Origin of the sequence: Mycobacterium sp., from assembly GCF_049683935.1 — a bacterium.
Lineage (GTDB): Bacteria > Actinomycetota > Actinomycetes > Mycobacteriales > Mycobacteriaceae > Mycobacterium.
Window position 1 is genome coordinate 1 of the sequence record NZ_JBAUJR010000469.1, and the last position, 22,247, is coordinate 22,247.

A 22,247-nucleotide genomic window follows, 5' to 3' on the forward strand; every position below is an offset into this window, starting at 1 on the left:
CCACTGGGTGCAGTGCTGGGCGCGCGGTCCGGCGACAAGGGCGGGAACGCCAATATCGGTCTCTGGGCCCGCGACGATGCCGGCTACGCCTGGGCGTGCGAGCACCTGACCGTCGAGCGGCTGCGCGGGCTGCTCGGCCCGGAGGCTGCGCAGCTGCCCATAGAGCGGTTCGAGCTGCCCAACCTGCGTGCGCTCAACGTTGTGGTGCACGGGCTGCTGGGAGAAGGCGTAGCATCCTCGACCCGGCCCGATCCCCAGGCGAAGGGCTTGGGCGAGTACCTGCGCTCCAGCGTCGTCGACATCCCGCAATCCTTGCTCGGCGCGACCTGAACAGGGCCGGCGACCCGGCCGTCGACCGATCTGCCGGTGGCCGGCCACCCGCTGGTGTTGCAGGTCGCGGCGCCGCGTTACCGCCGCACCACACCGCAGTGTGGGCGGGCGGTGTTCAACCAGCCATCGTCAGGCCGCCACTGACGCTGATCACCTGACCGGTGATAAACGACGCCGCCTCGGAGGCAAAGAACACAATCGGCGCAGCCACCTCCTCTGGGCGCGCAAGCCGCCGAAACGGAATCGCCTTGATCAACGCATCTTTCAGCTTATCGGCCTGGGCGTGGAATAACGGAGTGTCGGTGGGCCCCGGGCACACACAGTTGACATTGATATCGTGCCTGGCCATTTCGCGAGCAAGCGACTTGGTGAGCGCAATGACGCCGCCCTTGGCCCCGGCATAGATGCTTTCTCCCGAGCTGCCCACCCGCCCGGCGTCGCTGGCGACATTGACCACCCGGCCACCGTGTCCGGCATCTATCATCCCCGGCAGGAATGCGCTGCACATATGCACTGGGCCGAGGTAGTTGATGGCCACCACCCTTTCGGCAAATTCTGTGGTGGCGCTCAGGAATTTATCGGTGCGGTCCCATCCGGCAGCATTCACCAGAACGTTCGGAATACCGACCTCGCTATGTACCCGCTCGCGGAGTTGATCGACTGTCTTGCGGTCTGCGATATCAACCCCCATCGCAAATACCGAGTCGGGGGAGCATTCCGACGTGCGCTTTGCCGCTTCCAGATCGAGATCAGCCGCGATCACTTTATCGCCCTGCATCGCGAAAGCCAGTGCGGCGGCCTTGCCGATCCCGGATCCGGCTCCGGTAACGACGACGATGTTGTCTGTCACGTTTGCATCCTCACGCCTTGGCAAACTTGGAAAAATCAGGACTGCGCTTCTCGGCAAAAGCCGCCACGCCCTCCAGCCCTTCCGGCGTGTGCGTATACAGATTTAGCGCAGACATGGCCAAATTGCTCAGTCCCGCCTGATGGTCGGTGTCGGCGTTGAACGACTGCTTGAGGAAACGGATGGCCGTCGGACTCTTCTCGGCAATCTCCGCGGCCACGACTTTGGCCTCGTCCAAGAGGCTTCTCGCAGGGACGACCCAGTTGACCAAGCCCCACCGTTCGGCGGTGTCAGCGTCATACTGGCGGCACAAGTACCACATCTCGCGGGCGCGTTTCTCGCCGATGACCCGCGCCAGGAAGGCAGAGCCGAACCCGGCGTCGAACGATCCCACACGGGGTCCGGCCTGGCCGAACTTGGCCGTGTCGGCTGCGATCGTGAGGTCGCCCTCGTACTCCTCGGCCACTGCCTCTCCTCTGATGCATTGCCACCGTTGAGTGTCGTACCGTTAATGTGAATTCACATGTGCTGAACGTAGATCGATCGCTGTCCGGCGTCAACACCTGCCAGCCGTGCCGAAACCCCTGCTGTTACGCGCGAGCCGTTCGCACGCGCCACTTGGCTTGTGAGCAGGTGTTAACGTTCCCGTGGGGTCTCTGAATGCCGTGTAAGCCCGTGCCAAGATGACGAGGGAAGGTAGCGATGAGCAAAGCGGTCGAAACCGGACGCACTCGGGTCGGCGGCGAGCGTCGGGAGCGCATTCTTGCCTCGGCAGCGGAGTTGATTGCCGAGCGAGGCTACCACGCTGTTTCGATGGCCGACATCGGGATTGCATCAGGAGTTGTCGGGCCTGCCATATATCGCCATTTTGACAGCAAGGGCGACTTATTGGCGGCCCTCTTCGAACGAGTGGTGGACAGCCTCCTAGAGCGCGCCGCGACGATCGTCGAGCAATCCCACGACGAGGCGGAGGCGTTGACCGAGCTGGTGTCCGACCAAGTTGCCTTGGTAATGGATCAACGCGAATTGGCGGTGGTGTATTACCGCGAGGTGCACAACCTGCCCGATCAGCAGCAGAGCCGGTTACGCCGAAAACAGCGGCTCTATCTCGAGGAGTGGGTACACCTCGTTGGCGAGTTGCGCCCCGCGGTCGACGAGATTGAGCTTCGCGGGATGGTCCATGGGGCCATCGGCGCCATCCAATCGATCTTGCATTACCGCGGCACTGGTCTCACCCCCGAACGGACTTCGGCGCTCCTCGCTGCCATGGGTCACGCCGTACTCGACGTTCCCGCGTCGAGTTAACAATTGGACGCCTCGGCCGCTGAGCCATCACGTCCCCGACCCAGCTCGCTGCGTATTCAGGCGCATTGGCGTACCCGCATAACTGTCTCGCTGGGAGCCGAACTCGCCGATTAGCCGTTCAATGAGGCGTCCCGTACGCCGTCCCCGTCCGCGAACGCTCGTCTCCTGCGGCGGAATATTGTGGACAAATCCAGACGGTCGAATTCGATCTAAAGCGACCGAGCAATAATCTCCTTCATGATCTCGTTCGTCCCACCGTAGATCTTCTGGACGCGAGCATCGGCCCACATCCTGCCGATGGGATATTCGGTCATATAGCCGTACCCGCCGTGTAGTTGCAAGCAGTCATCGAGGGCCACCATGGCGCGCTCGGTAGTCCACCACTTCGCCATTGCGACTGTGGGTATGTCGAGTTCGCCGCGCAGGTGGCGGGCGATACAGTCGTCGATGAATACGCGGCTGATGTGCGCATCGGTGGCGACCTCGGCAAGTTTGAACTTGGTGTTCTGGAAGGCGAAGACGGGCTTGCCGAAGGCATGCCGGTCCTTGGTGTACTCGACGGTGAACTCGAGCGCTGTTTCTACCACTGTCACTGCACCGAGCGCGAGGATCAACCGCTCTTGGGGCAGTTGCTGCATCAGCTGAATGAAGCCCTGGCCTTCGGTCGTACCGAGGAGGTTCGCAACGGGGATGTGCACGTCTTCAAAGTAGAGCTCGGAGGTGTCCTGGCCGCGCTGACCGACCTTGTCCAACACCCGACCGCGACGAAAGCCCGGCCGGTCGCCTTCCACCAACACCAACGAAATTCCATTCGCTCCGGCATTCGGGTCGGTCTTGGCGACCACGATGATCAAGTCGGCCTGAGCGCCATTGGTGATGAAGGTCTTGGACCCGTTCACGATGTATTCGTCCCCGACGCGTACCGCCTTGGTCGTGACTGACTGGAGGTCAGATCCCGTACCTGGCTCCGTCATGGCGATCGCCCCAACCATCTCACCGGTCGCCAGTCGAGGAAGAAAGCGCTCCTTCTGCTCATCGGTGCCGTACTCGAGCAGGTAGTGGGCCACGATTCCACTGTGCAGTGGCGCGCCCCATGCCGAATCGCCGACGCGGGCCTGTTCCTCGATCAATACCGCCTCGTGAGCGAACGTTCCCCCACCGCCGCCGTACTGCTCGGGGATCGACATGCAGAGCAACCCCAACTCGCCCGCCCGAGTCCACAGATCCCGGTCAACATGGTGCTGGTCGATGAAGCGGTCGATGTGCGGCGCGACCTCCTTTTCGCAGAACGCTCGCGCCAGGTCTCTCAGCGCATCGAGGTCGTCATCCATCCAGCTTGAGCGATTGGCGGCCATTCGAGTGTCCTCACTTTGTCTGGTTGCGCACCGATCCCGGAGTGGTCTCGCTGTCACGCTGTGGGTACACGGTGTACCACGAAACGGACACTGGGTACAACTCGTACCCAGAACATGCAGGCACGCTGAGCGCTACGGTGAGCATCGTGGAGCGAAAGCAGTGGGTGGACACCACAGCGGTACGCCGTGCAACCAGTAGGGTGCCGGGTCGTGATCTACGTCGCGGGCAGATCATCGAAGCGGCCCTCAGCGCGATCGAGGAGAACGGCCCCCACGCACTCACAGGCCAAATCGCGGACAAGGCAGGTTTGGGCCGCACGCACTTCTACCGCCACTTCGCGAGTAAGGAAGAACTCGATCTGGCCGTCGCCCGCCACGTCCACCGCGAACTCACGGCGAAGATACGCCTAACTTTGGACGTGCAGGGTTCACCATTGGACGTGATTCGCGCTCCCGTGAGTCAGCACGTCATGTGGGCTGACGAACATCCCAACCTGTATCGTTTTCTGGTCAATCGGGACTCCCGGCGCAGCAATGAGAAAACAACGCCTGGAAGAAGTGCGTTCGCCTCCGAACTCGCAGTAGCGGGCGCCCGCTACTTTCCTCGCTACGGGGACGATTCCGACGCTGCCGACCGTAACGTCGCCGCCATCATGGGCCTGATCGACGCATCGGTCCTGTGGTGGCTGGACCATCGAGACTCCACACGCGACGAACTCGTCATTCGGTTGACACGGCAAACGTGGTTGATCATCGATGACAGGCTGCACGAGCTGGGAGCCCACCTCGATCCCCAAGTCCCGCTGAGTGAACCCGCGACCTCATCACGCCCAACTCGAGCATGGCCGGGCTAGCCCCGTCCCATCTTCGACACAGCGTCAACGATGCCTGCGTTGGCGCCGCTCACCGCGCCCACGCATCAACGCGAAAACCTTCAACCCGAGCGACGGTGCGGCGTCACTAGAGCGGGCAACGATGCCACGCCACCGAGGAACCACCCGGAATATCTGGCGACTGTCCAGTAACTCCAGCCCTGCACGGGCCACGTCCGCAGCGTCCATCGGACTGGGTCCGGCGAACAGTAATGCCGCGCCTGGATCGGCAGCTCGGTCGTTGACCATTTTCGTACTGACCACGTCGGGGCACAGCGCACGTGCGCGAATGGGCAAACCCGCATGGTCGAGGTCACCTTGCAATGACGTAGTGAACGACAATACGGCCGCTTTGGTGGCTCCGTACATCGCGAGTCCAGGGACGGGCGCCAGTGCCGAGAGCGAAGCGATGTTGAGGATCGCGCCCCCATCTGCGCCCATAGCGGCGACCGCGGCGTGTGAGCCCGCCACAACGCCTCGCACATTGATATCGAGGATCGACGCAACCTCCACATCGGTATGGCTCCAGCTATCGCCCGCGATCAGGACCCCGGCGTTGTTTACCCATACCGCCAGACGACCCGCGGCCGAAGCCTGCGCAGCGATATCACGATGGACCGACGGATCTCTTACGTCGTGTCTGGCACTCCAAGCGCCCCGGCCGACCTCGGCGGCAGCACGCTCTGCTGCGTCGCCGTCTACATCCGTGAGCAACACCCGGTGGCCGGCAACGGCGAGTTGTCGCGCGATCTCCAAACCAATCCCTCGGCCTGCTCCGGTCACGACGGCTGTTGATGGTTCTTGCATGACAATCCTTCCGGCAGTGTGCGTAGTTTGACCTACTACGGTTCGCCAGGGTTTGTGGAGGGTTCCGATGTCGATTCGTTAGGGACTGTGTCAATATTGCCGATACAACGATGTCCGTCGGCGCCCTTGTGGGTGCAACGCGCTCGGCTTCCCCTTTAGATGTCTCCTGGAGCGGTTCTCGACATCATCTGCGACGCAACGTAATGGGCAGGCCGTCGATGGGGATAGGCAAGGACGTATTATCCCACCGAACGCGGTAGCCGTCCTCCAGGCTCCAGGTGAATTCCCGGAGCATCTCGTGCAGTATTGCCTTCACCTCCAAGGTGCCAAAGTGCATCCCGATGCACTTGTGCGCGCCCCCTCCGAACGGAAGCCAGGCGAAGCGGTGGGCCTGATCCTCGCGCCTTGGCGGTTCGAATCGCTTTGGATCGAACCGGTCCGGCTCGGTCCACACCGTGGGCGCAAAGTGGTTGACCGCAGGCGTGATGGCGACAAGCACTCCAGAGGGGATGTAGTAGCCATCTATTGTAGTTTCGGTCACCGTTTTACGCATAACCAACGGTACGGGTGCAACTAATCTGAGCGACTCCTTGATGACCAAGTCCATCGCCGCTAGGCTCTCGAGGTCCTCAATGTCCGGTAGATCGTCGCCGAGACGGTCAGACTCAGCACGAAGGCGATCCTGCCATTCGGGATTCTTCGCCAAAAAGTACGCCACCGCGGCAGTGGTGATCGTTGACGTGTCATGCGCGGCCATCATCAAAAAAATCATATGATTTATGATGTCGGCATCAGTGAAGCGTTCGCCGTCCTCGGCGCGCGCCTCACATAAAGCGGCGAATAGATCACCATTCTGTCCCGTGCGGGCCGCCGGTAAGTGTCGGGCGAAATACTCCTCCAACACCCGGCGACCGCGTACTCCGGCGCGGTACCGCGTCCCCGGCAGAGGAGCGCGCACGATCGCACTGGCGGCGCGGACGGTTGCTACGAAGGCTCGATTTACTGAACCGCTGTCCTCTTTCCCGCGGCCGCCCATGAACACATCGGTCGCGACGTTGAGCGTCAAATCCTTCAGCAGGGGATACAAGCGGACGCCCGAACCGGTCGGCCACTTCGGGATGCTAGAACGAACCGATGGCCCGACCTGCTTGACATAGCCTGTCAGTCGCGGACGCGTGAACGCCTCCTGCATGATTCGCCGATGCATCAGATGTTCATCGAAGCTCATCAACATCAGCCCGCGATGGAAGAACGCATCGATAAGAAAGCCCCAGCCGTCTTGCGAAAAGGCCTTCGCATTTGTGGTGAGAGCTTCTTGAGTGGCCTGCGGTCCCGCAATGACCACCATTTTGGTGCCGAGCGCCCCCATCCACGAGACCGAGCCGAATCTCTCGAAACGCTCTCTGCTGAGGTCAGAGCCGAAGCGAATATAGTCCAGAGTGTGGCCAACGAGAGGCAATCCCTGATCGCCGAGAACGGGCTTCAATCCGCTACCTGTCGGCGGCGCGGCAAGTTCGCGAACGGGCCATCGTCGGCCAACCTCCTGGAGCCCCCGCTCGACGCGCTGCGGGAGGGGAGCCAACAGTACCGACGACAGCCGCTCACGGGGCTTGCCTGCCGACACGGACGGCGATCTGGTCATCGAGTGCCTCCTGATCTTGTTGGTCGCGTTCACGGAGGATCACCCGTCTCTTGCGCCGGTGACCACACTGTCAACCGCGATTACGGTTGCCGGTCGACTGTCAGCGACTCCCCAGCCGTCAACTGATACCCGTCGTCGAACAGAATCGCCACTAGTTGACGCTATCGGCCCCACTGGGGGCGTAGGGCATGTCGGCCAAATGGGTGTTGGCCGACTCGGTTGTCTCCCTGCTCGACGACTTGCCGGACACGGGATGTGACAGGACGTAGGCATGCCGTCGCGGTCTGCGTGTGCGAAGGCGATACAAGAAGGTCGGGCTGGGCCAGTTGGTAGAGATCGACCCGCGCGCCGAGCGATACCAACTCGTGCACATAGTCCATACGGATTTGTCCAGGCGGTGACCCAACTGGTCGTTGAAGCGCTTCTCCACGTCGGCACGCACCTCGATGACACTTCGCGGATGGGCACGGAGAACCTTCATCAACCTGACGATGTGTCGGGCCTGCGACTCGAGCATGTAGACGATCGACCCGGATCCCACGTTGGTGTTCGGCCCGTACATCATTAGGAAATTCGGAAAATCTGGCACCGACAGGCCGTAGTAGGCGCGTGCACCATCTGCCCACATATCCGACAATGTCCGGTCCGAGCGGCCGTGGATCTCCATCGGGGAAAGAAACTCGGTAGCACTGAAGCCGGTGCCGTAGATGATGACGTCGGCGGCGTGGAAGTCGCCGTCAGCCGTGCGAATTCCGCCGGGTTCTACTGCCGCGATATCGTCGGTCACCAGTGAGACGTTGGGACGTGCCAGCGCCGGGTAATAGTCACTGGAGAACAGAATCCTCTTGCATCCGGGCGCATAGTCCGGTGTCAGTCGGGAACGCAGCCGCGCGTCGTGCACCTGGCGACCTAGGTGCCTCAGGGCGACGGCGCCAAGGACTCGCGCTACTGGCTTCGCATCGACGAGTGCCAACGCCAAGAACTCGAATATCGTCCAGATCAAAAGACGTTCGCTGAGCCGCAGAATGGGTAATTTGCGCAGCAGTTGCTGATGCCGTGCACCGTACTGACGATCGAATTTGGGCAGCACCCACGGGGCTGACCGTTGGAAAACATCCAAGTGCTCAGCGGCCGCAGCGACCACCGGGACGAATTGCACCGCACTTGCGCCAGTGCCGACGACCGCAATGCGCTTGCCGCTGAGATTCAGATCGTGGTCCCAATTGGCGGAATGAAACGACGGGCCCGCGAACCCCGACATTCCAGGAATGTTCGGGATCGAAGGGCGCGACAGCTGTCCAACGGCCGAAATGACGACGTCACACTCCAATGTTTCGTTGGTAGTCGTGGTCAGACGCCATGTGTTCGAGCGCTCATCGAAGGCTGCCTTGGCGATTTCGGTCTTCGTCCGAAGGAGGGGCAGCAATCCACTTTCGTCGACGACGCGGCGAAGGTAGGCGAGGATGTCGCGTTGTTCCGCGTAACGCCGGCCCCACGTGGGATTTGGCGCCGAGGAGATCGAGTACAGCTGCGACGGGACATCACAGGCAGCCCCCGGGTAGGTGTTCTCCCGCCAGACTCCCCCGACACCATCGCCCTTTTCGACGATGAGGACCCTGTCGAACCCCGCGCGTGTGAGGCGGAGTGCCAGGGCAATTCCGGCGAAGCCGGCGCCGATGATGACGATCGACGGGTTACCAGGGGGATTGGCCTGGTTCTGTTCAGGTTCCACCGGTTTCATCCTTAGCTCTTCCAACCTTCGTGCTAGAGGCGCCTCGTGGTCAAGGCGTGCGCTGAGACGCTGTCAACGGACAGTGGCCGCGGTAGCCAAGAACTCGCCACTGAGCCTGAGGGCCTCCCGCGCTTCGGGCAGTAGGCGAAACATCGCCTGGAACACGTGGATCTGGCCACGGAAGACTTGCAACTGCGAGGAAACCCCTGCGGCTTGCAAACGGTCGGCGAAGGCCCGGGAATCGTCGAGCAACATTTCCCGTCCGCCAACCTGGATCAACGTTGGTGGCATGTCCGTGAGATCGGCGTCGAGCACGCTTATCCTCGGGTCAGCTGGATCGGCCCCCGCCATGTACAGACCCAATGTGCGTGACGCCGAGACCGCGGACGCAAAGGGATCCCGTCGACGCAGATCACGATCCATCGCTAATCGACATGTCAAATCCAGTACCGGCGACATCAGCAGCATGGCATCCGGCGTCGGAAGCCGACGTTCCCGAGCGCCAAGCGCCGTCGCCGCAGCAAGCTGGCCGCCTGCGGAATCTCCGGCGAGCGCCACCGTACCCGCAGACACCGTGCCAGAAGACGTGGTGGCCGCGCCCTCCTCGGTCAACCACCGGTAGGCAGTCAAGGCATCTTCGGCAGCCACGGGGAAGGGATATCTCGGGGCCAATCGGTAGCGGACAGCGAATACCGGTCTGCGCGCGGCCGCGGACAGTTCGCTGATAAGGCCGCGATGGGTCTCCGGAGAGCACATCGAAAATGCACCGCCGTGGATATACAGAATCGGCGGAGCATCAGACGCAAGGTTGGCCGCCTTGACCCACTCGCCTCGCACACGTTCACCGGCGAAGGTGGTGTCGACCTTCTCGACACTGATGTCGCGCCGCGGCCGCGACACCACAAGCGTTCCCCGTAGCACGCGGTCCATGACCGCGAGGCCACGCTCGTTGGCGGGAATCACCTCCGTGAGAGGACGAAGGAGGCGACGCGCCGTCGCCGCGACCAGGTGACTCGCCATGCTCGGATTCGGCCTGGCAGGTGAACTCATCCGGCAGTGTCCACCGTTTGCGGGACAGTGTCCGCCAGTTTCGCCGGTCGCCGTTCGAAACGGTAGTCGGCCAGGTCGAAACGCCGACTGCGCCAGATCGATTCGACCGTCGTGGTGGGACGCAGTGGTACATCGCCATGCTTGTCGAAGTAATAGCTGTTCGCGCCCGCGCAGCTGTCCTGCCAGAAGACCTGCGTATGCCGCCGTGCCAGCATCTCCGCAAAGAAGCGTTGATTCGCCTCCTCGCGTACCTCGACGTAGTTCGAGTCGGCCGTCCTGGCATGCCGGAGGCAACGGAGAATGTGACCCGCCTGCGCTTCGATGAGTGCGAAGTAGGAAGACCCGTTGTATCCGTACGGGCCAAACACTGAGAAATGGTTCGGGAATCCCGGCACGCTCACGCCCTCATATGCCTGGAGTCGGTTCTCGTCCCACCAATGAGCCTGGTCTCTGCCGGCGACACCTCGGAGCGAGTAGGTGGGCATGCTGTCCGATTCCATGACCTTGAATCCCGTTGCCAGGACGAGCACATCGATCTCGTGTCTGACCCCATCGGCCGTAATCACCGCGGTTTCATCCACCCGGGAGATGGGGTTGGTTTCAAGATGGACGTTGACGCGGTTGAACGTCTTCAGATATTCGTTGTGAAAGCTTGGTCGCTTGCAGCCCAGCGCGTAGCGCGGTGTCAGCTTCTCCCTAACGTCCGGGTCGGTGACCTGCCGACGCATATAGCTGATTGCTGCGCGCTCGATCGCCGACGCCAGCGGTATAGCGGTATGGAAGTGGGCTGCGACGGGAAAGGTGAGTTCGACAAAGGCCTGGCTGGCTCCCCGCGCGGCGATCTGCGCCCCAGGCGCGAGCCGGAGGAGAGCACTCAGCGCGCGGGGTACCGCGAAGTCGAGCTTCGGCAGGCACCATATCGGCGTGCGCTGGAAGACGGTCAGTTTGTCGACGTCCTTGGCTATCGAGGGGATCAGTTGCACCGCCGAAGCGCCCGTCCCGATGACGGCGACTCTTTTTCCGGTGAGGCTCTGCTGGTGGTCCCAACGCGACGTGTGCATGGTGACCCCGCCGAAGTCTCCAACCCCCGGTATGTCCGGCGATTTCGGTCGTGTGAGAACCCCGGAGGCATTGATGACGAACCTGGCTGTCAGTTCCTCGTCGGTCGAGGTATGCAAACGCCATAGTGTCGATTCCTCGTCGAACTCAGCCCTCACAACCGTGACTCCGAAGCGAATGCGCGACGCAAGGCCATACTTCTCCACGCAATGCTTCGCGTAGTTTTTCAGTTCGATCCCCGGCGCATAGGTGCGTGACCACGACGGGCGTTTCTCAAAAGAGAACTGGTAGCTGTATGACGGAATGTCTACTGCAATCCCCGGGTAGGTATTCCAGTACCACGTTCCCCCTACCCCTTGGGCTTCGTCGACGATCAGAAAATCTGAGAAACCTTCCTTCAGCAACTTGATGCCGACCCCGATTCCGGAGAACCCAGCTCCGATGACCAGGATCTCGTGGTCCGGGACCTCGCTGGTAGGGGCTTCGGAGGTGGGGGCATCCTCGTCGCCCGAGACATGGAGACTCAAGCGTCGTTCCTCACCCTCGAGGCTGCACGCTTAGGCGGTGCTTTCCCACCGCCGACGTCCAGGACGTCTGCCTTGACTTCAGACCGCGTTGGCGCGGCACCTGCGCTTTTGCGGCCCCGGGAAATCTTGGCCACACTCGAGCTGTTTTGGGCGTGTTGGATTGTTTGGTGCTCCGGTCGTGCGGTTGCCGGGGTCGTCACATAATCACCCAGGTCGACCTTGGACAGTGCGCGCACGAACTGGGTGGCGAAACCGGGGTACATGGTGCCGTTGTACCCGTCATTCGTGAGGTACCAGCTCTTGCAGCCCGAATTCCATGTCGTACTTACCAACCGGTGTTGCACCTCGCCGTGGTAATCATTTTGCCGATCTTCTCGGACCTCGAGCGTACTGAGATCATTCTCGATGATCGCGCCGATGGCTTTGACGATATAGTTGATCTCGGCTTCCATATACACTAGAGCCGAATTATGGCCTGGCCCTGAATTCGGACCGAAGGTGAAGAACAGATTGGGATAGCCTGCGACAGTGACACTCCGGTACGCATAAGCGCCCTCGGACCACTCGTCGGAGAGTTCACGACCGCGTGCGCCGCGGATGGGGAAAGGCGTGCCGGCCTTGCACACATCGAAGCCGGTGGCAAAGACGATGCAGTCCAGTTCGTGTTCGATGCCATCTGCGGTCCGTATGCCGTTCGGCGACATTGTCGCAATCGGCCATGAGACGAGCTTGCAGTTGTCGCGTTGAAGAGCCGGGTAGTAATCGCTACTCATCAGCATCCGTTTGCAGCCGGCGCGGAAGTTCGGCGTCAACTGGCGCCTGAGCCAAGTATCCGAAACCTGCCTCCGCAAATTTGCTTTCGCCACCAGCTGGATGCCGGTGGTGACAGGGGTATCCCAGACCATCCCGACGGCCATGAGCTCGTGCACCCAGAACCATGTCTGCCGAGCAGCATTCTGCACGAGAGGCACTCGACGAAACGCCGTGCGCGCCCACTGCGGATGGGAGAAGTCGGGCCTAGGCAGGACCCACCCGGGGGTGCGTTGGAAGACCTTCACCGAGCGCGCAGTGTTCACCAGCTCGGGGATGATCTGAACAGCGCTGGCGCCGGTGCCGACCACGGCGACACGTTTGTCGCTCATGTCGTAGTCGTGATCCCAACGCGCACTGTGGATCTTGTGGCCAAGGAAGGTGTCCAGCCCGCGGATGTCAGGCAGGCTCGGATTCGCCAGCGGCCCGCTGGCCATCACTGCGGTGCGGGCCTTGAACTGGGAGCCGTCAGCTGTCTGCGCAGTCCATAGTGCGCTTTCGTCGTCGAACTCCAGACCGGTGACATTCACTCCGAACCGGATAAAACGCGACAGCGAATACTTGTCCACCATCGTCCTGATGTAGTCGAGTATCTCGCCACTGCCCGAATACGCGCGGGACCAGTTCGGATTCTGCTCGAACCCGTAGGAATAGAGCAGCGACGGGATATCGCAAGCCGCACCGGGATACGTATTGTCCCGCCAGGTCCCACCTACCTCATCCGCGCGTTCAAGGATGACGAAATCTTCGATACCCTGCTGTAGCAAACGAATTGCGGTTCCCAGGCCGGCGAAACCCGCCCCGACTACCAAAACGGTCGTGGTGTTGCTCATTTAGCCACCGGTTCGTAGGTCAGCTCTTCGGTCCACGATGGCGACTTACCGAGCACCTCGGTGGGGAAGTGGTCGATCGCGGTACCCAGTCGCTGCGAGATGTAATGCAATGGCTGAGAACGCTTAATGCTGGCGGACATGTGAGATTTCAGGATGTGGTAGCCCGGAACACGGCGCGTGAACTGGCTACGATCCCCTACGTTCTCGTACCGCATCACCGCGTTGTAGAGCTTCTCCTCCGATAATCCCATGGCGTTGAGGTTGGTCAGCATTCTGGTGAGCAACGGCACGTAGAGGACACCACCGAGGAGGATTCTCGGGTCGATGAGCGCCCCCATCGTCTGCATCGCATGAATGCGCATCGGGCTGGCGCCGAGGTCGTTCAGAACCTGGAAACCGACCGCCAGGTGCCGCGACTCGTCATTGTTGACCTTATTGAAAACCTCGGCGCACAGCGGATCCTGAACCTCGTCGAGCAGGAACTTGAGCAATGCTCCATCAAGCGCAGTCTCCAAGGCGGGGATCGCCGCTCCGATCACCGTCAGCGGGAGGGCCTCCGCATAGCGGTCGATCCACTCGATCACCAGCCGAATATTCTTGTTCGGCACCGGGATTTCCCCTTCTTCGAGCATCCCCCACCGCTGCATGAGCGCTAGCTCAGCGTTGGCGTGCCGCTGCTCCTCAGCATGGAAATACCGGTAGATCTCACCTAGAGCCTCGAACGGCGCCTTCGGCGCCATGGCGGCGAAAGCGCGTGCCCCGACGTGCTCTATCCACACCACGTCAGCCATGAACTGCTTCAGTTCGGGTCGCTGCTCATCGGTGATTTTATCGGCGCCCGGCGCATCCCAATCGATGTCGGCCAGCGCCCACTGCCGATTCTTGATCGTCTCAAGCATATCGCTGTAATTGAATGCCATTTTTGCGTCCCCTTTGTCCTTAGCTCTCTGTCGGGAAGTACTTAGCGGGCGATTCGCTCGACCAGGCCGAGCGCGTGGGTATAAGTCGCAGGCACTGCCCGCTTAAAAAGCCAGAGAATCTTCGCATCGATCTGAGGTAGGACGTGCAACTGCCCATGGTCGTTCGCGTCCAGGGTTTTGCGCGCCACCGAGTCCGGTGACACGCCTGTCCACCTCATCAAGTTCGTCGCCAGCTTGGCGGCTGACTCCTCGATACCCGGGTTGTCGACAATGTTGGTTTTAACGAACGTGGGACACAACACTGTCACCGCCACACCGGTGCCACTCAACTCAGCCGAGAGGGTCTCGGACAGTGCGAGCACGCCAGCCTTGCTGACGTTGTAGGCCCCCATCCGCGGCGCTGCGCCGAAACTTGCAGCCGACGCGACGTTGATTATTCCCCCGCTGCCCCTTGCGCGCAGCCGCGGCACAAAGGCCTCGCAGCCGTAAATCACTCCCCACAAGTTGATTGAGAGCGTCGACTCCCAGTCTCGCTTGGCCGTCGCGCCGATGACATTACCGCCGACTCCAATGCCCGCGTTGTTGATGACCAGGCTGGGTGCCTGCCCAAACCACTTTTCCGCGCTGTCGGCAAGTTCGCGGACCTGTTCTTCTTCGGAGACATCGCACACGATGTCGAGGCCCTCACCGCCGGCCTGGACAATGAGTTCGACCGTCTCCTTAGCGCGCACGGGGTCGATGTCGGCACATACCACCCGTCCACCTCTGCGAGCTAGCTCTACTGCAAAGGCGCGACCAATTCCGCTGCCCGCGCCCGTAACAACCGCGTTCGCGCGATGACTTCTGCGAGGCGATTTGCCCCACCACAGGAAATTCATCAGTACCGAACCCTTTGTAGCTTCGGCCACGCCCAACCGGTGAGCCAAGCCAATCTGCTGCCACTTGGTGGCAGTGAACACAATTGTGGTCGCATGCCACCAGTTTGGCGCGGGTGGTAAGTCTTTGTCAAGATGTAGGCGTGCGGACGAAGGCAGCAAGGTGGGGCGGGCGTACAGGCGCCGAACGACGGGCTGACCGGCGGCGGCGCCTAGTTGCCGCTGCAACAGATATCTGGACGGACAGCGGATGGGCTGCGGTGACCATGCGTGGGGTCTGCTCCAGAGCCGCGTTGAATGATCGCTATTTTTATGAGGAGTTCAAGACCCGCGATGAGTTGCTGGTGGCGGCGTGGGACGGCGTCCGAAACGAGATGCTCGGCGAGGTTTCAGCAACATTTGCCGAACGCGTCGGTCAACCACCTATCGAGACAATTCGTGCCGCGATCTCGATCGTCGTTCTCCGCATCGCGCAGGATGCCGGCCGAGCCCAGATTCTGCTGACGCAACACGTCGGCAGTTCAACATTGCAAGATCGTCGTGCAGCGGCCTTACAGGAAGCCACCCAGCTCGTCATGGCCGCCAGCCGACCCCATTTGAGGCCTGACGCAGACGAAAAGGCGTTGCGCATGGACACTTTTGTAGCGGTCGGCGGCTTCGTCGAACTGATCAGCGCCTGGCACGCCGGGCTACTCGTCGACGTAAGTCAAGTCGACATCGTCGACCATACGAGCCGACTTGCGGAAACACTCGCTCAACGCTACGTGGTTGATACGTCTCGCTAGCTAGATGGTAATTGTGATGCAGTTCCGGTCGCACAGGCCACATTGGCCGCAAGCTCGCGAGACACCTCGCGTTACATTACAAATACTGGACGGTCAGTCTCGTCGAGCTACCGAAGCGGATTTTGTCTGCTGGCGGACTGGCGGGTTTCGCTCACAGCCCAATGCGCTTGGCGATAATCTCCTTCATGATCTCGGTAGTCCCGCCCCCGATACCCAGGATGCGCGAATCACGATAGTGCATTTCGACCTCGGTCTCGCGTAGGTAGCCCATGCCACCGTAGAGCTGCACGGCGGTGTCGACGGCAAGCGCGCAGGCTTCCACGGCCTGGTTCTTCGCCATAGAGACCATCCGAACATCGGTGTCGCCGGCGATGATGCGGTCCACGGCGGCGCGGGTGTAGGTCCGAGCCACGTCGACGGCAGTCGCCATGTCGACGATCTTGTGCCGCACCACCTGCCGCGTGGATAACGGTCGGCCGAAGGTCTCACGCTGCTTCACCCACTTTAACGTCAGGTCGAGACAGCGTTGAGCGGTGGAATAGCACTGCACGGCGATGAAGGCACGCTCGACTTGGAACTGCTGCATGATCTGCAGGAAGCCGCTGCCCTCGGGGCCAACCAGATTGGCTACCGGTACGCGTACGTCGGAGAAGCCGAGTTCGGCGGTGTCGGAGCACAGCCAGCCCATCTTCTTCAGCGTGCGCGATACCGCAAAACCCGCCGTACCGCGCTCCACCACCAGCAGGGAGATTCCCGACGCCCCCAGGCCGCCGGTACGCACAGCGGTAGTCACAAAATCGGCCCGGACCGCCGAGGTGATAAAAAGTTTCGCGCCGTTCACAACGAAGTGGTCACCGTCCCGGCGTGCGGTGGTCCGGATGCCGGCGACGTCAGACCCGGTGTCCGGCTCGGTAATGCCCAGGCTGCCGATCTTCTCTCCGGCCAGTGTCGGCGCCACGAACTTGCGGATCTGCTCGGGATCGCCCTGCGCGACCATATGCGGCAGGGCGATGTTATGGGTGAGCAGGCTGGCCAGCACGCCCGACGAGCCGCCAGCCTCCATCACGGCTTCGGTGAGCAGTACCAAGTCGCGCAAGTCACCGCCGGAGCCACCGACCTCCTCCGCGAAACCGATGCCCAACAGGCCGACGGCGGCTGCGCGGCGATGCAGCTCCCGGGGCAACTCGCCGCGGTCCTCCCAGTCCTGCAGGTGCGGGACGATTTCTTTTCGGGTGAACGACGTGGCGAGGTCGCGCAACGAGATGCGCTCAGCTGTGATCCATGGGTCCGCTGCGGCGGATCGTACTTCGCGCTGTCCCGGCTGGGTCATGTGGGCTGCTCCCGCTGGTAACCGTCGGAAAGGGGCGGTAGGAACCTGCCGCACGCCCCAATTGTTCTCGCATGTTAGTCGCGGCTAACGTAGCGCGTCAGGAGATCGACGTCGGTGTCACCTGGAGGAAAGTTGGTCGACGTCTTGCCCGTCCGGGTCGACCCCCGCGCGCTGGAATACGTCAAGAACCGCGAGGACTCACCGCTAGCTCGATGGGGTCGCCGAGCAACTCGCGCTGGCCGATGGGGGCGGCGGTAAGAAAGTACGTCGTCCGGCACCGAAGGCGCGGAAAAATGCTGACCCGCGAGCGCGTCGAGCTGCTGATCGACGCCGACACCGCGTTCCCGGAATTGTATCCGTTCGCGGCGTCGGGGTAGTTACTGGCGGGTGGCAGCGTTGTGGTCGGCGTCGGCATCGTCGAAGGGGTCGAGCCGATGATCATCGCGCACGATCCGAAGGTTCGTGGCCGAGCCTCGACGTGGCCGTGCGCGCCTACCGGCAGTCAATATGCACTGCTTCAGTGCGATCGCGAATCAACTCAGGCGATCGTCGGCATCCTTAGTTTTGGCATCGCAGCCATCGGATTACGCGTGTATTCACCGCCCGCGGACTCTCGTTCCTCGCGCCCCTGAAATCAGGCTTACTCCGACGAGTTCTTCAGAGCGCGGTCCAGAAACTCTGCGACTGCCGAGGTGAAGGCGTCGTTGTCGTCACCCGCAACCATATGGCCCGTGCCGGAAACGTCGACCGCCTCAGCATGCGGCACTACTTCAAGGAACTCCTCGACCGACTGCTGCGATGTCACATCAGAGTGGACGCCGCGGACAAGTAGCGTTGGCGCCCGCACGCGGCGCGCCCCTTCGACGAGCAGTTCACTTATGGCGCCGAATCTTTCCGCGCCGGTTGCGGGATCGCCCTGCAAGAAATCGAAGTTGGAGGCTACGAACGCTGGATCCCATCGCCAGATCCACCGACCGTCATCGCGTTGCCGCAGCACTTTGCGGAGTCCGTCCAGGTTCTTAGGACGAGCGCGATGGCTATTGTACTCGGCAATGACGTCCGCAGCGTCATCGAGCGTTTCGAACCCGTCGGGATGGGCGGCCATGAATGACACGACGCGGCGTGCTCCGTGAAACTCCATTCGGGGAGTGATGTCGACCAGTACGACGGCTCCCCACAGGTCCGCGGGCGCCACTAAGTGCGTTCCCAACACAGTCATGCCGCCCAAGGAAGCGCCAACGACAGCCGGCGGGCGACCATCGCTGGCATATCGGCGAATGGACAGCAGGTCGGATGCGAGCCGGTCGAGATCGTATCGACCATTGGGGTCCCACTCGCTGTCGCCGTGACCACGGGCGTCGTAAGCGACGACGGTATAACCGCGCGCGTGTAAGCGGCGCGCAGTGGCCGCCCAGGCGTGGCGGTTCTGCCCACCGCCGTGCAACAGTATGACGACTGCGCGGGCGGATTCGTGTCGGTAGATATCGGCTGCGAGGGCGGTTCCGTCTTCGGTGCGGACGCACTCGAACGTAGAGCTCATTTGGTGTGCCCTCGACGGTCACCTCGGACGGCATTCTCGTTCCACGACCGGATCATGAGGCGCTCTGGCCGACGACGGTCACTGTTCCCTGCGCGGCGCATACCGGGCGCCCCGTATTGGTGATGTCGATCCTGGCGACGCCGCTACGCTTACCCAGCGCGATGATGTCGGTGACCGCAACGCAGACTCCACTGGACACCGGACGCAGCAGGTTCAGTTTGAATTCGGTTGTGGCGACCCATGACCCAGGAGCGATCACCGGATAGAACACCACGCCCAAGCAGTGGTCGACCATCGCCGACAGGCAACCGCCATGCAGAGTGCCGAACGGAGTCAACAGATCGGCCCGGGCGTCCATTTCCACGACCAGCCGCCCGGCGGAGAACTCGATGTGGCGGAAGTCCAAGTACTTGGAGAGCCCGCCCGGGGTTCCCGCCGCATGCTGGAACTCCTCGGCTATTTGCTTGTTGAACTGCGGGAAGTCCATGGTCAGCGCCTCGTTTCGTTCTGCGATACCGATGCCATGGTTGAGACACTACTCCGCAGTTGTCGCACTGATGTAACTCTGGGTATCGGCCAGCAGAACGGGAAGCAGGAATCGACGCAAGAAAGCGTCAATGCCTTCGGGGCTGCGGTGCCGCGGGCCGCGAACCGAGAGCAAGCTGAGGATGATACGCAGAATCCATTCGGCCGCGTCATCGACCGAGACGCCGGCTTCGAGTTGATGCCAGTGTGCGGCGAACACGGGTCGCAGAAACTCGGCGACGAGTTCGAACAGCGCCACCGACGTTCCCTCGGCCAGTCCCACGCCGGCGAGTTCATCGTCGCTGGCGAAGAGCATGCCGATTATCGGTTCGCGACGGGCCGCGCGCACCGTGACTGCAACGAACTCCAATATGGCAGAGCCTAAGTCTGTATGCGCCAAGATCCGTCCGCTGATACGGTTCAGGTAACGTTCCGCTGCGCGCACGATGACACCGGACACGACGGATTCGCGACTCGGGAAGTAGCGATAGACCGTGGCGCGCGATACGCCCGCTTGCCTGGCGATGTCCTCCATCGTGGTGCCCGGCAGACCTTTGCGTTGTTGGCATGTTTCGGCGGCGTCGAGCAAGCGGTCACGCGCGATGTCGCGGCTCCGTGCAGGTGCCGTGTCGCCCCGTCGCAACGGTCTTCTCGTCACGAGTACGAGTATGCCCTCCCAAACCGATCCGGTGTGTCGGATACCGGCGGTTGTCGCATGGAACCGGATGTGACAATATCGCAGCCATGTCGCATAGATGGCGTCGACGATGAGCGTGAACTGACCAGTGTCCATCCAACCACGCACTCCTGTTGTCGTCGGCGTCGGTGAACTCACACACCGCGGTGAAGACACCGTCGATCCCATCGATCTGGCCTCCGAGGCCGCGCGCCGAGCACTGCAGGATGCTGCGGCCGCGGTCGCGCACCGCATCGACATCGTGGCGACGCCGGGAATCTTGATGATTCCGCGCGACAATCCCGCGTCGAGGATCGCCGAAGCGACTGGGCTTACGCCGAACCATCGCATCAGCTGTCCGGTCGGCGGCAATACCCCCCAATACCTGGTCGAGGTCCTTGGCCGCCGTATTCGGCGTGGAGTCAGCGACGCGGCACTGATCGTCGGAGCGGAAAGCGGTGCATCAGGGCGAAAAGTGGCATCCGGTCGCGCGCTGTCGGAGCCGAAACCCATTGCGGTACGAGACGAGTCGCTTGGTGACACACGCCCGGGACTGAGCGAAGCCGAGATGCAAGCCGGACTACATTGGCCGCACGAGGTGTACCCGATCTTCGAATCCGCGATCGCGGCCCGATCAGGCCGCACATTCGACGAGCAGCGCCGCTGGCTGGGAGACCTGATGGCTCCGTTCACAGTTGAGGCGTCCCGACATCCCGAGCAGGCGTGGTTTCCGCGTGCCCGCAGCGTCGACGAGATCAGCACGGTCTCCCCGAGTAACCGAATGGTGTGCGAGCCGTATCCGAAGCTGCTCAACAGCATCATCGCCGTGGATATGGCTGCCGCCTTCGTCATGATGGCTGCCGAAGTCGCCGAGGAACTCGGCGTGCCTCGTGATCGTTGGGTCTTCCCGTGGTCGTCGGCCACCTGCAATGACGTGTATTTCCCGGTTCAGCGGCCTGATCTGAGCCGTTCCGCCGGAATAAGGGCCGCCGGCAGGGCGGTATTGGCTGCCAGTGGACTTCACATCGACGACATCAGATGGTTTGATTTCTACTCTTGCTTTCCTTCCGCGGTCGAGGCGGCGATTGACGCCTTGGATCTCGCCCCTGAGGATGCCCGCGGTTTCACGGTGACGGGCGGATTGCCCTACCACGGCGGGCCGGGTAACAACTATGTCAGCCATTCGATTGTCGAGATGGTGCGACGCTGCCGAAGCGAACCGGACGCCGTGGGACTCGTATCCGGACTGGGCTGGTACATCACGAAGCACTCGCTGGGTCTGTGGTCGGCGACCCCACCGCCGACGGGATGGCAGACTCCGGACATGGCTGAAGCGCAGGCTGCGATTGACGGCACCTCCCTCGCGGTCGCTTCACCCGCCGACGCATCCGGTATGGCGACCATAGATGGCTACACCGTCGTGCACGACCGTGAGCGAGGCCCCTCCTGGGTGCCAACTTTCGCGCGTTTGCCCGACGGCCGCCGCGTCGCGGCGCGCAGCGACGATGCCGAGGTGGCGATGGCGATGTCACAGGAGATGTGCGTGGGACACCAAGTCGCGGTGAGGCAGGCGAACGGACGCGTCGAATTCGAACTGTCGTGAACGCCGACGCGTTCGTGCTGACCCAGCCGCGCACCCTCGAACGGCGACATCTTCCGGTACCGCGCGTCGACGACGAGTCCGGTCTCCTGCGGATCGAGGCGTGCGGGCTCTGCGGAACCGACCACGAACAGTTCAGCGGACACCTGCCGGCCGGGTTCGTCTTCATCCCCGGACACGAAATCGTCGGCGTCATCGAGGAAATAGGTGGCGCCGCGCGCGAACGTTGGGGCGTGTCGGTGGGTCAGCGAGTCGCCGTCGAGGTGTTCCGGTCGTGTCGGGAGTGCGACTTGTGCCGCAGCGGCGAGTACCGCAGGTGCTCGAGCAACGGCCTCGCCACCATGTTCGGCTTCGTCGACGTGAACATCCCGCCCGGCCTGTGGGGAGGCTACGCAACCCACCTGCATCTGCCGTTCGATTCCATGTTGTTGCCGATCCCCGACGGACTCGACCCTATCGTGGCGACGTTGTTCAATCCGCTTGGCGCAGGGGTCAAGTGGGCTGCCATGTTGCCCGAGACAAGCCCGGGCGACGTCGTCGCGGTCCTCGGACCAGGGATCCGCGGGATTTGTGCTGCCGTAGCCGCCAAGGAGGCCGGAGCGGCATTCGTCGCGATGACCGGGGTCGGCCCTCGCGACCGAACTCGGCTAGCCGCAGCCCACCAGTTCGGCGTGGACCTGACCATCGACGTCACCGAGGACGACCCGGCACAGGCCCTGCAAAAGGCGACCGGCCGGCTCGCAGATGTCGTCGTCGACGTCACCGCGAAGGCGCCGGCCGCGTTCGCGGACGCCGTCGCACTCGCGCAGCCGGGCGGACGCGTGGTG

At 62.2% G+C, this 22,247-nt stretch carries 20 protein-coding genes and 3 pseudogenes; 8 read left to right on the forward strand and 15 right to left on the reverse strand.

The features are described 5' to 3' along the window. On the forward strand, positions 1–330 hold a 330-nt coding region (locus WA965_RS26525), incomplete at its 5' end, for an AtuA-related protein (protein WP_526300472.1). A 12-nt stretch (positions 331–342) separates the two neighbouring features. Beyond that, a pseudogene (locus WA965_RS26530) lies at positions 343–453 on the forward strand (transposase); the annotation flags it as partial. Here the strand turns inward: WA965_RS26530 and WA965_RS26535 are convergent. After that, positions 446–1,180, reverse strand: a complete 735-nt coding sequence (locus WA965_RS26535; RefSeq protein WP_526300470.1) for an SDR family NAD(P)-dependent oxidoreductase — start codon at positions 1,178–1,180, stop codon at positions 446–448. The pseudogene WA965_RS26530 and the gene WA965_RS26535 sit on opposite strands and share 8 nt — an antisense overlap. A gap of 10 nt (positions 1,181–1,190) precedes the next feature. Further along, positions 1,191–1,622, reverse strand: a pseudogene (locus tag WA965_RS26540) (enoyl-CoA hydratase-related protein); the annotation flags it as partial. 257 nt (positions 1,623–1,879) lie between these two features. Between WA965_RS26540 and WA965_RS26545 the strand changes: the two are divergent. Continuing rightward, a complete protein-coding gene (locus WA965_RS26545) occupies positions 1,880–2,482 on the forward strand; it encodes a TetR/AcrR family transcriptional regulator (RefSeq protein ID WP_526300468.1) in 603 nt (200 codons plus the stop codon). 209 nt (positions 2,483–2,691) lie between these two features. Here WA965_RS26545 and WA965_RS26550 read toward each other — a convergent pair whose 3' ends face one another. Beyond that, entirely contained in the window at positions 2,692–3,837 is a 1,146-nt protein-coding gene (locus WA965_RS26550; RefSeq protein ID WP_163887618.1) for an acyl-CoA dehydrogenase family protein, read from the reverse strand. A gap of 146 nt (positions 3,838–3,983) precedes the next feature. On the opposite strand from WA965_RS26550, the gene WA965_RS26555 reads away from it, so the two are divergent. Continuing rightward, positions 3,984–4,691 carry a TetR/AcrR family transcriptional regulator gene (locus tag WA965_RS26555; RefSeq protein WP_526448218.1) on the forward strand — a complete coding sequence of 236 codons (708 nt, stop codon included), beginning with the start codon at positions 3,984–3,986 and terminating at the stop codon, positions 4,689–4,691. 24 nt (positions 4,692–4,715) lie between these two features. Here the strand turns inward: WA965_RS26555 and WA965_RS26560 are convergent, their stop codons facing one another. The 8 genes from WA965_RS26560 to WA965_RS26595 form a co-directional block, all read right to left on the reverse strand. Next, the gene (locus WA965_RS26560; RefSeq protein ID WP_526300464.1) at positions 4,716–5,516 is read right to left on the reverse strand and encodes an SDR family NAD(P)-dependent oxidoreductase; all 801 of its coding nucleotides are present in this window, start codon (positions 5,514–5,516) and stop codon (positions 4,716–4,718) included. A gap of 184 nt (positions 5,517–5,700) precedes the next feature. Beyond that, positions 5,701–7,158 carry a cytochrome P450 gene (locus WA965_RS26565; RefSeq protein WP_526300462.1) on the reverse strand — a complete coding sequence of 486 codons (1,458 nt, stop codon included), beginning with the start codon at positions 7,156–7,158 and terminating at the stop codon, positions 5,701–5,703. 151 nt (positions 7,159–7,309) lie between these two features. Next, positions 7,310–8,899, reverse strand: coding sequence for a flavin-containing monooxygenase (locus tag WA965_RS26570; protein WP_526300460.1), 1,590 nt, complete (start codon positions 8,897–8,899; stop codon positions 7,310–7,312). A gap of 63 nt (positions 8,900–8,962) precedes the next feature. After that, a complete protein-coding gene (locus WA965_RS26575; RefSeq protein WP_526300458.1) occupies positions 8,963–9,940 on the reverse strand; it encodes an alpha/beta hydrolase in 978 nt (325 codons plus the stop codon). Then, on the reverse strand, positions 9,937–11,451 hold the full coding sequence (locus tag WA965_RS26580) for a flavin-containing monooxygenase (protein WP_526300476.1): 1,515 nt from the start codon (positions 11,449–11,451) through the stop codon (positions 9,937–9,939). The genes WA965_RS26575 and WA965_RS26580 overlap by 4 nt, the downstream gene beginning before the upstream one ends. 71 nt (positions 11,452–11,522) lie before the next feature. Further along, a complete protein-coding gene (locus tag WA965_RS26585) occupies positions 11,523–13,169 on the reverse strand; it encodes a flavin-containing monooxygenase (RefSeq protein ID WP_526300456.1) in 1,647 nt (548 codons plus the stop codon). Continuing rightward, complete coding sequence (locus WA965_RS26590; protein WP_526300454.1) at positions 13,166–14,089, reverse strand: ferritin-like domain-containing protein; 924 nt, start codon at positions 14,087–14,089, stop codon at positions 13,166–13,168. The genes WA965_RS26585 and WA965_RS26590 overlap by 4 nt, the downstream gene beginning before the upstream one ends. Before the next feature lie 41 nt (positions 14,090–14,130). Further along, a complete protein-coding gene (locus tag WA965_RS26595) occupies positions 14,131–14,967 on the reverse strand; it encodes an SDR family NAD(P)-dependent oxidoreductase (protein ID WP_526300474.1) in 837 nt (278 codons plus the stop codon). A gap of 140 nt (positions 14,968–15,107) precedes the next feature. On the opposite strand from WA965_RS26595, the gene WA965_RS26600 reads away from it, so the two are divergent. Further along, positions 15,108–15,749, forward strand: a complete 642-nt coding sequence (locus tag WA965_RS26600; protein WP_526300452.1) for a TetR/AcrR family transcriptional regulator — start codon at positions 15,108–15,110, stop codon at positions 15,747–15,749. A gap of 151 nt (positions 15,750–15,900) precedes the next feature. Here WA965_RS26600 and WA965_RS26605 read toward each other — a convergent pair whose 3' ends face one another. Then, complete coding sequence (locus WA965_RS26605) at positions 15,901–17,079, reverse strand: acyl-CoA dehydrogenase family protein (protein WP_526300450.1); 1,179 nt, start codon at positions 17,077–17,079, stop codon at positions 15,901–15,903. 132 nt (positions 17,080–17,211) lie between these two features. On the opposite strand from WA965_RS26605, the pseudogene WA965_RS26610 reads away from it, so the two are divergent. Further along, positions 17,212–17,555: pseudogene (locus WA965_RS26610) on the forward strand (carboxyl transferase domain-containing protein); the annotation flags it as partial. Between the two features lie 164 nt (positions 17,556–17,719). On the opposite strand, the gene WA965_RS26615 reads toward WA965_RS26610, so the two are convergent. The 3 genes from WA965_RS26615 to WA965_RS26625 are packed head-to-tail and all read right to left on the reverse strand — an operon-like array spanning position 17,720 to position 19,802. Next, positions 17,720–18,619, reverse strand: a complete 900-nt coding sequence (locus tag WA965_RS26615) for an alpha/beta fold hydrolase (protein ID WP_526300448.1) — start codon at positions 18,617–18,619, stop codon at positions 17,720–17,722. A gap of 52 nt (positions 18,620–18,671) precedes the next feature. After that, positions 18,672–19,106: a PaaI family thioesterase gene (locus tag WA965_RS26620; protein WP_163886516.1), complete on the reverse strand. Its 435-nt coding sequence runs from the start codon at positions 19,104–19,106 to the stop codon at positions 18,672–18,674. 48 nt (positions 19,107–19,154) lie between these two features. Beyond that, entirely contained in the window at positions 19,155–19,802 is a 648-nt protein-coding gene (locus WA965_RS26625; RefSeq protein WP_526300446.1) for a TetR/AcrR family transcriptional regulator, read from the reverse strand. Positions 19,803–19,929: 127 nt separating this feature from the next. Between WA965_RS26625 and WA965_RS26630 the strand changes: the two genes are divergently transcribed. Together WA965_RS26630 and WA965_RS26635 are read left to right on the forward strand one after the other, a co-directional pair. Continuing rightward, entirely contained in the window at positions 19,930–21,423 is a 1,494-nt protein-coding gene (locus WA965_RS26630; RefSeq protein WP_526448219.1) for a TLP1 C-terminal extension domain-containing protein, read from the forward strand. After that, on the forward strand, positions 21,420–22,247 hold an 828-nt coding region (locus WA965_RS26635), incomplete at its 3' end, for a zinc-dependent alcohol dehydrogenase (protein WP_526448220.1). The genes WA965_RS26630 and WA965_RS26635, both read left to right, overlap by 4 nt.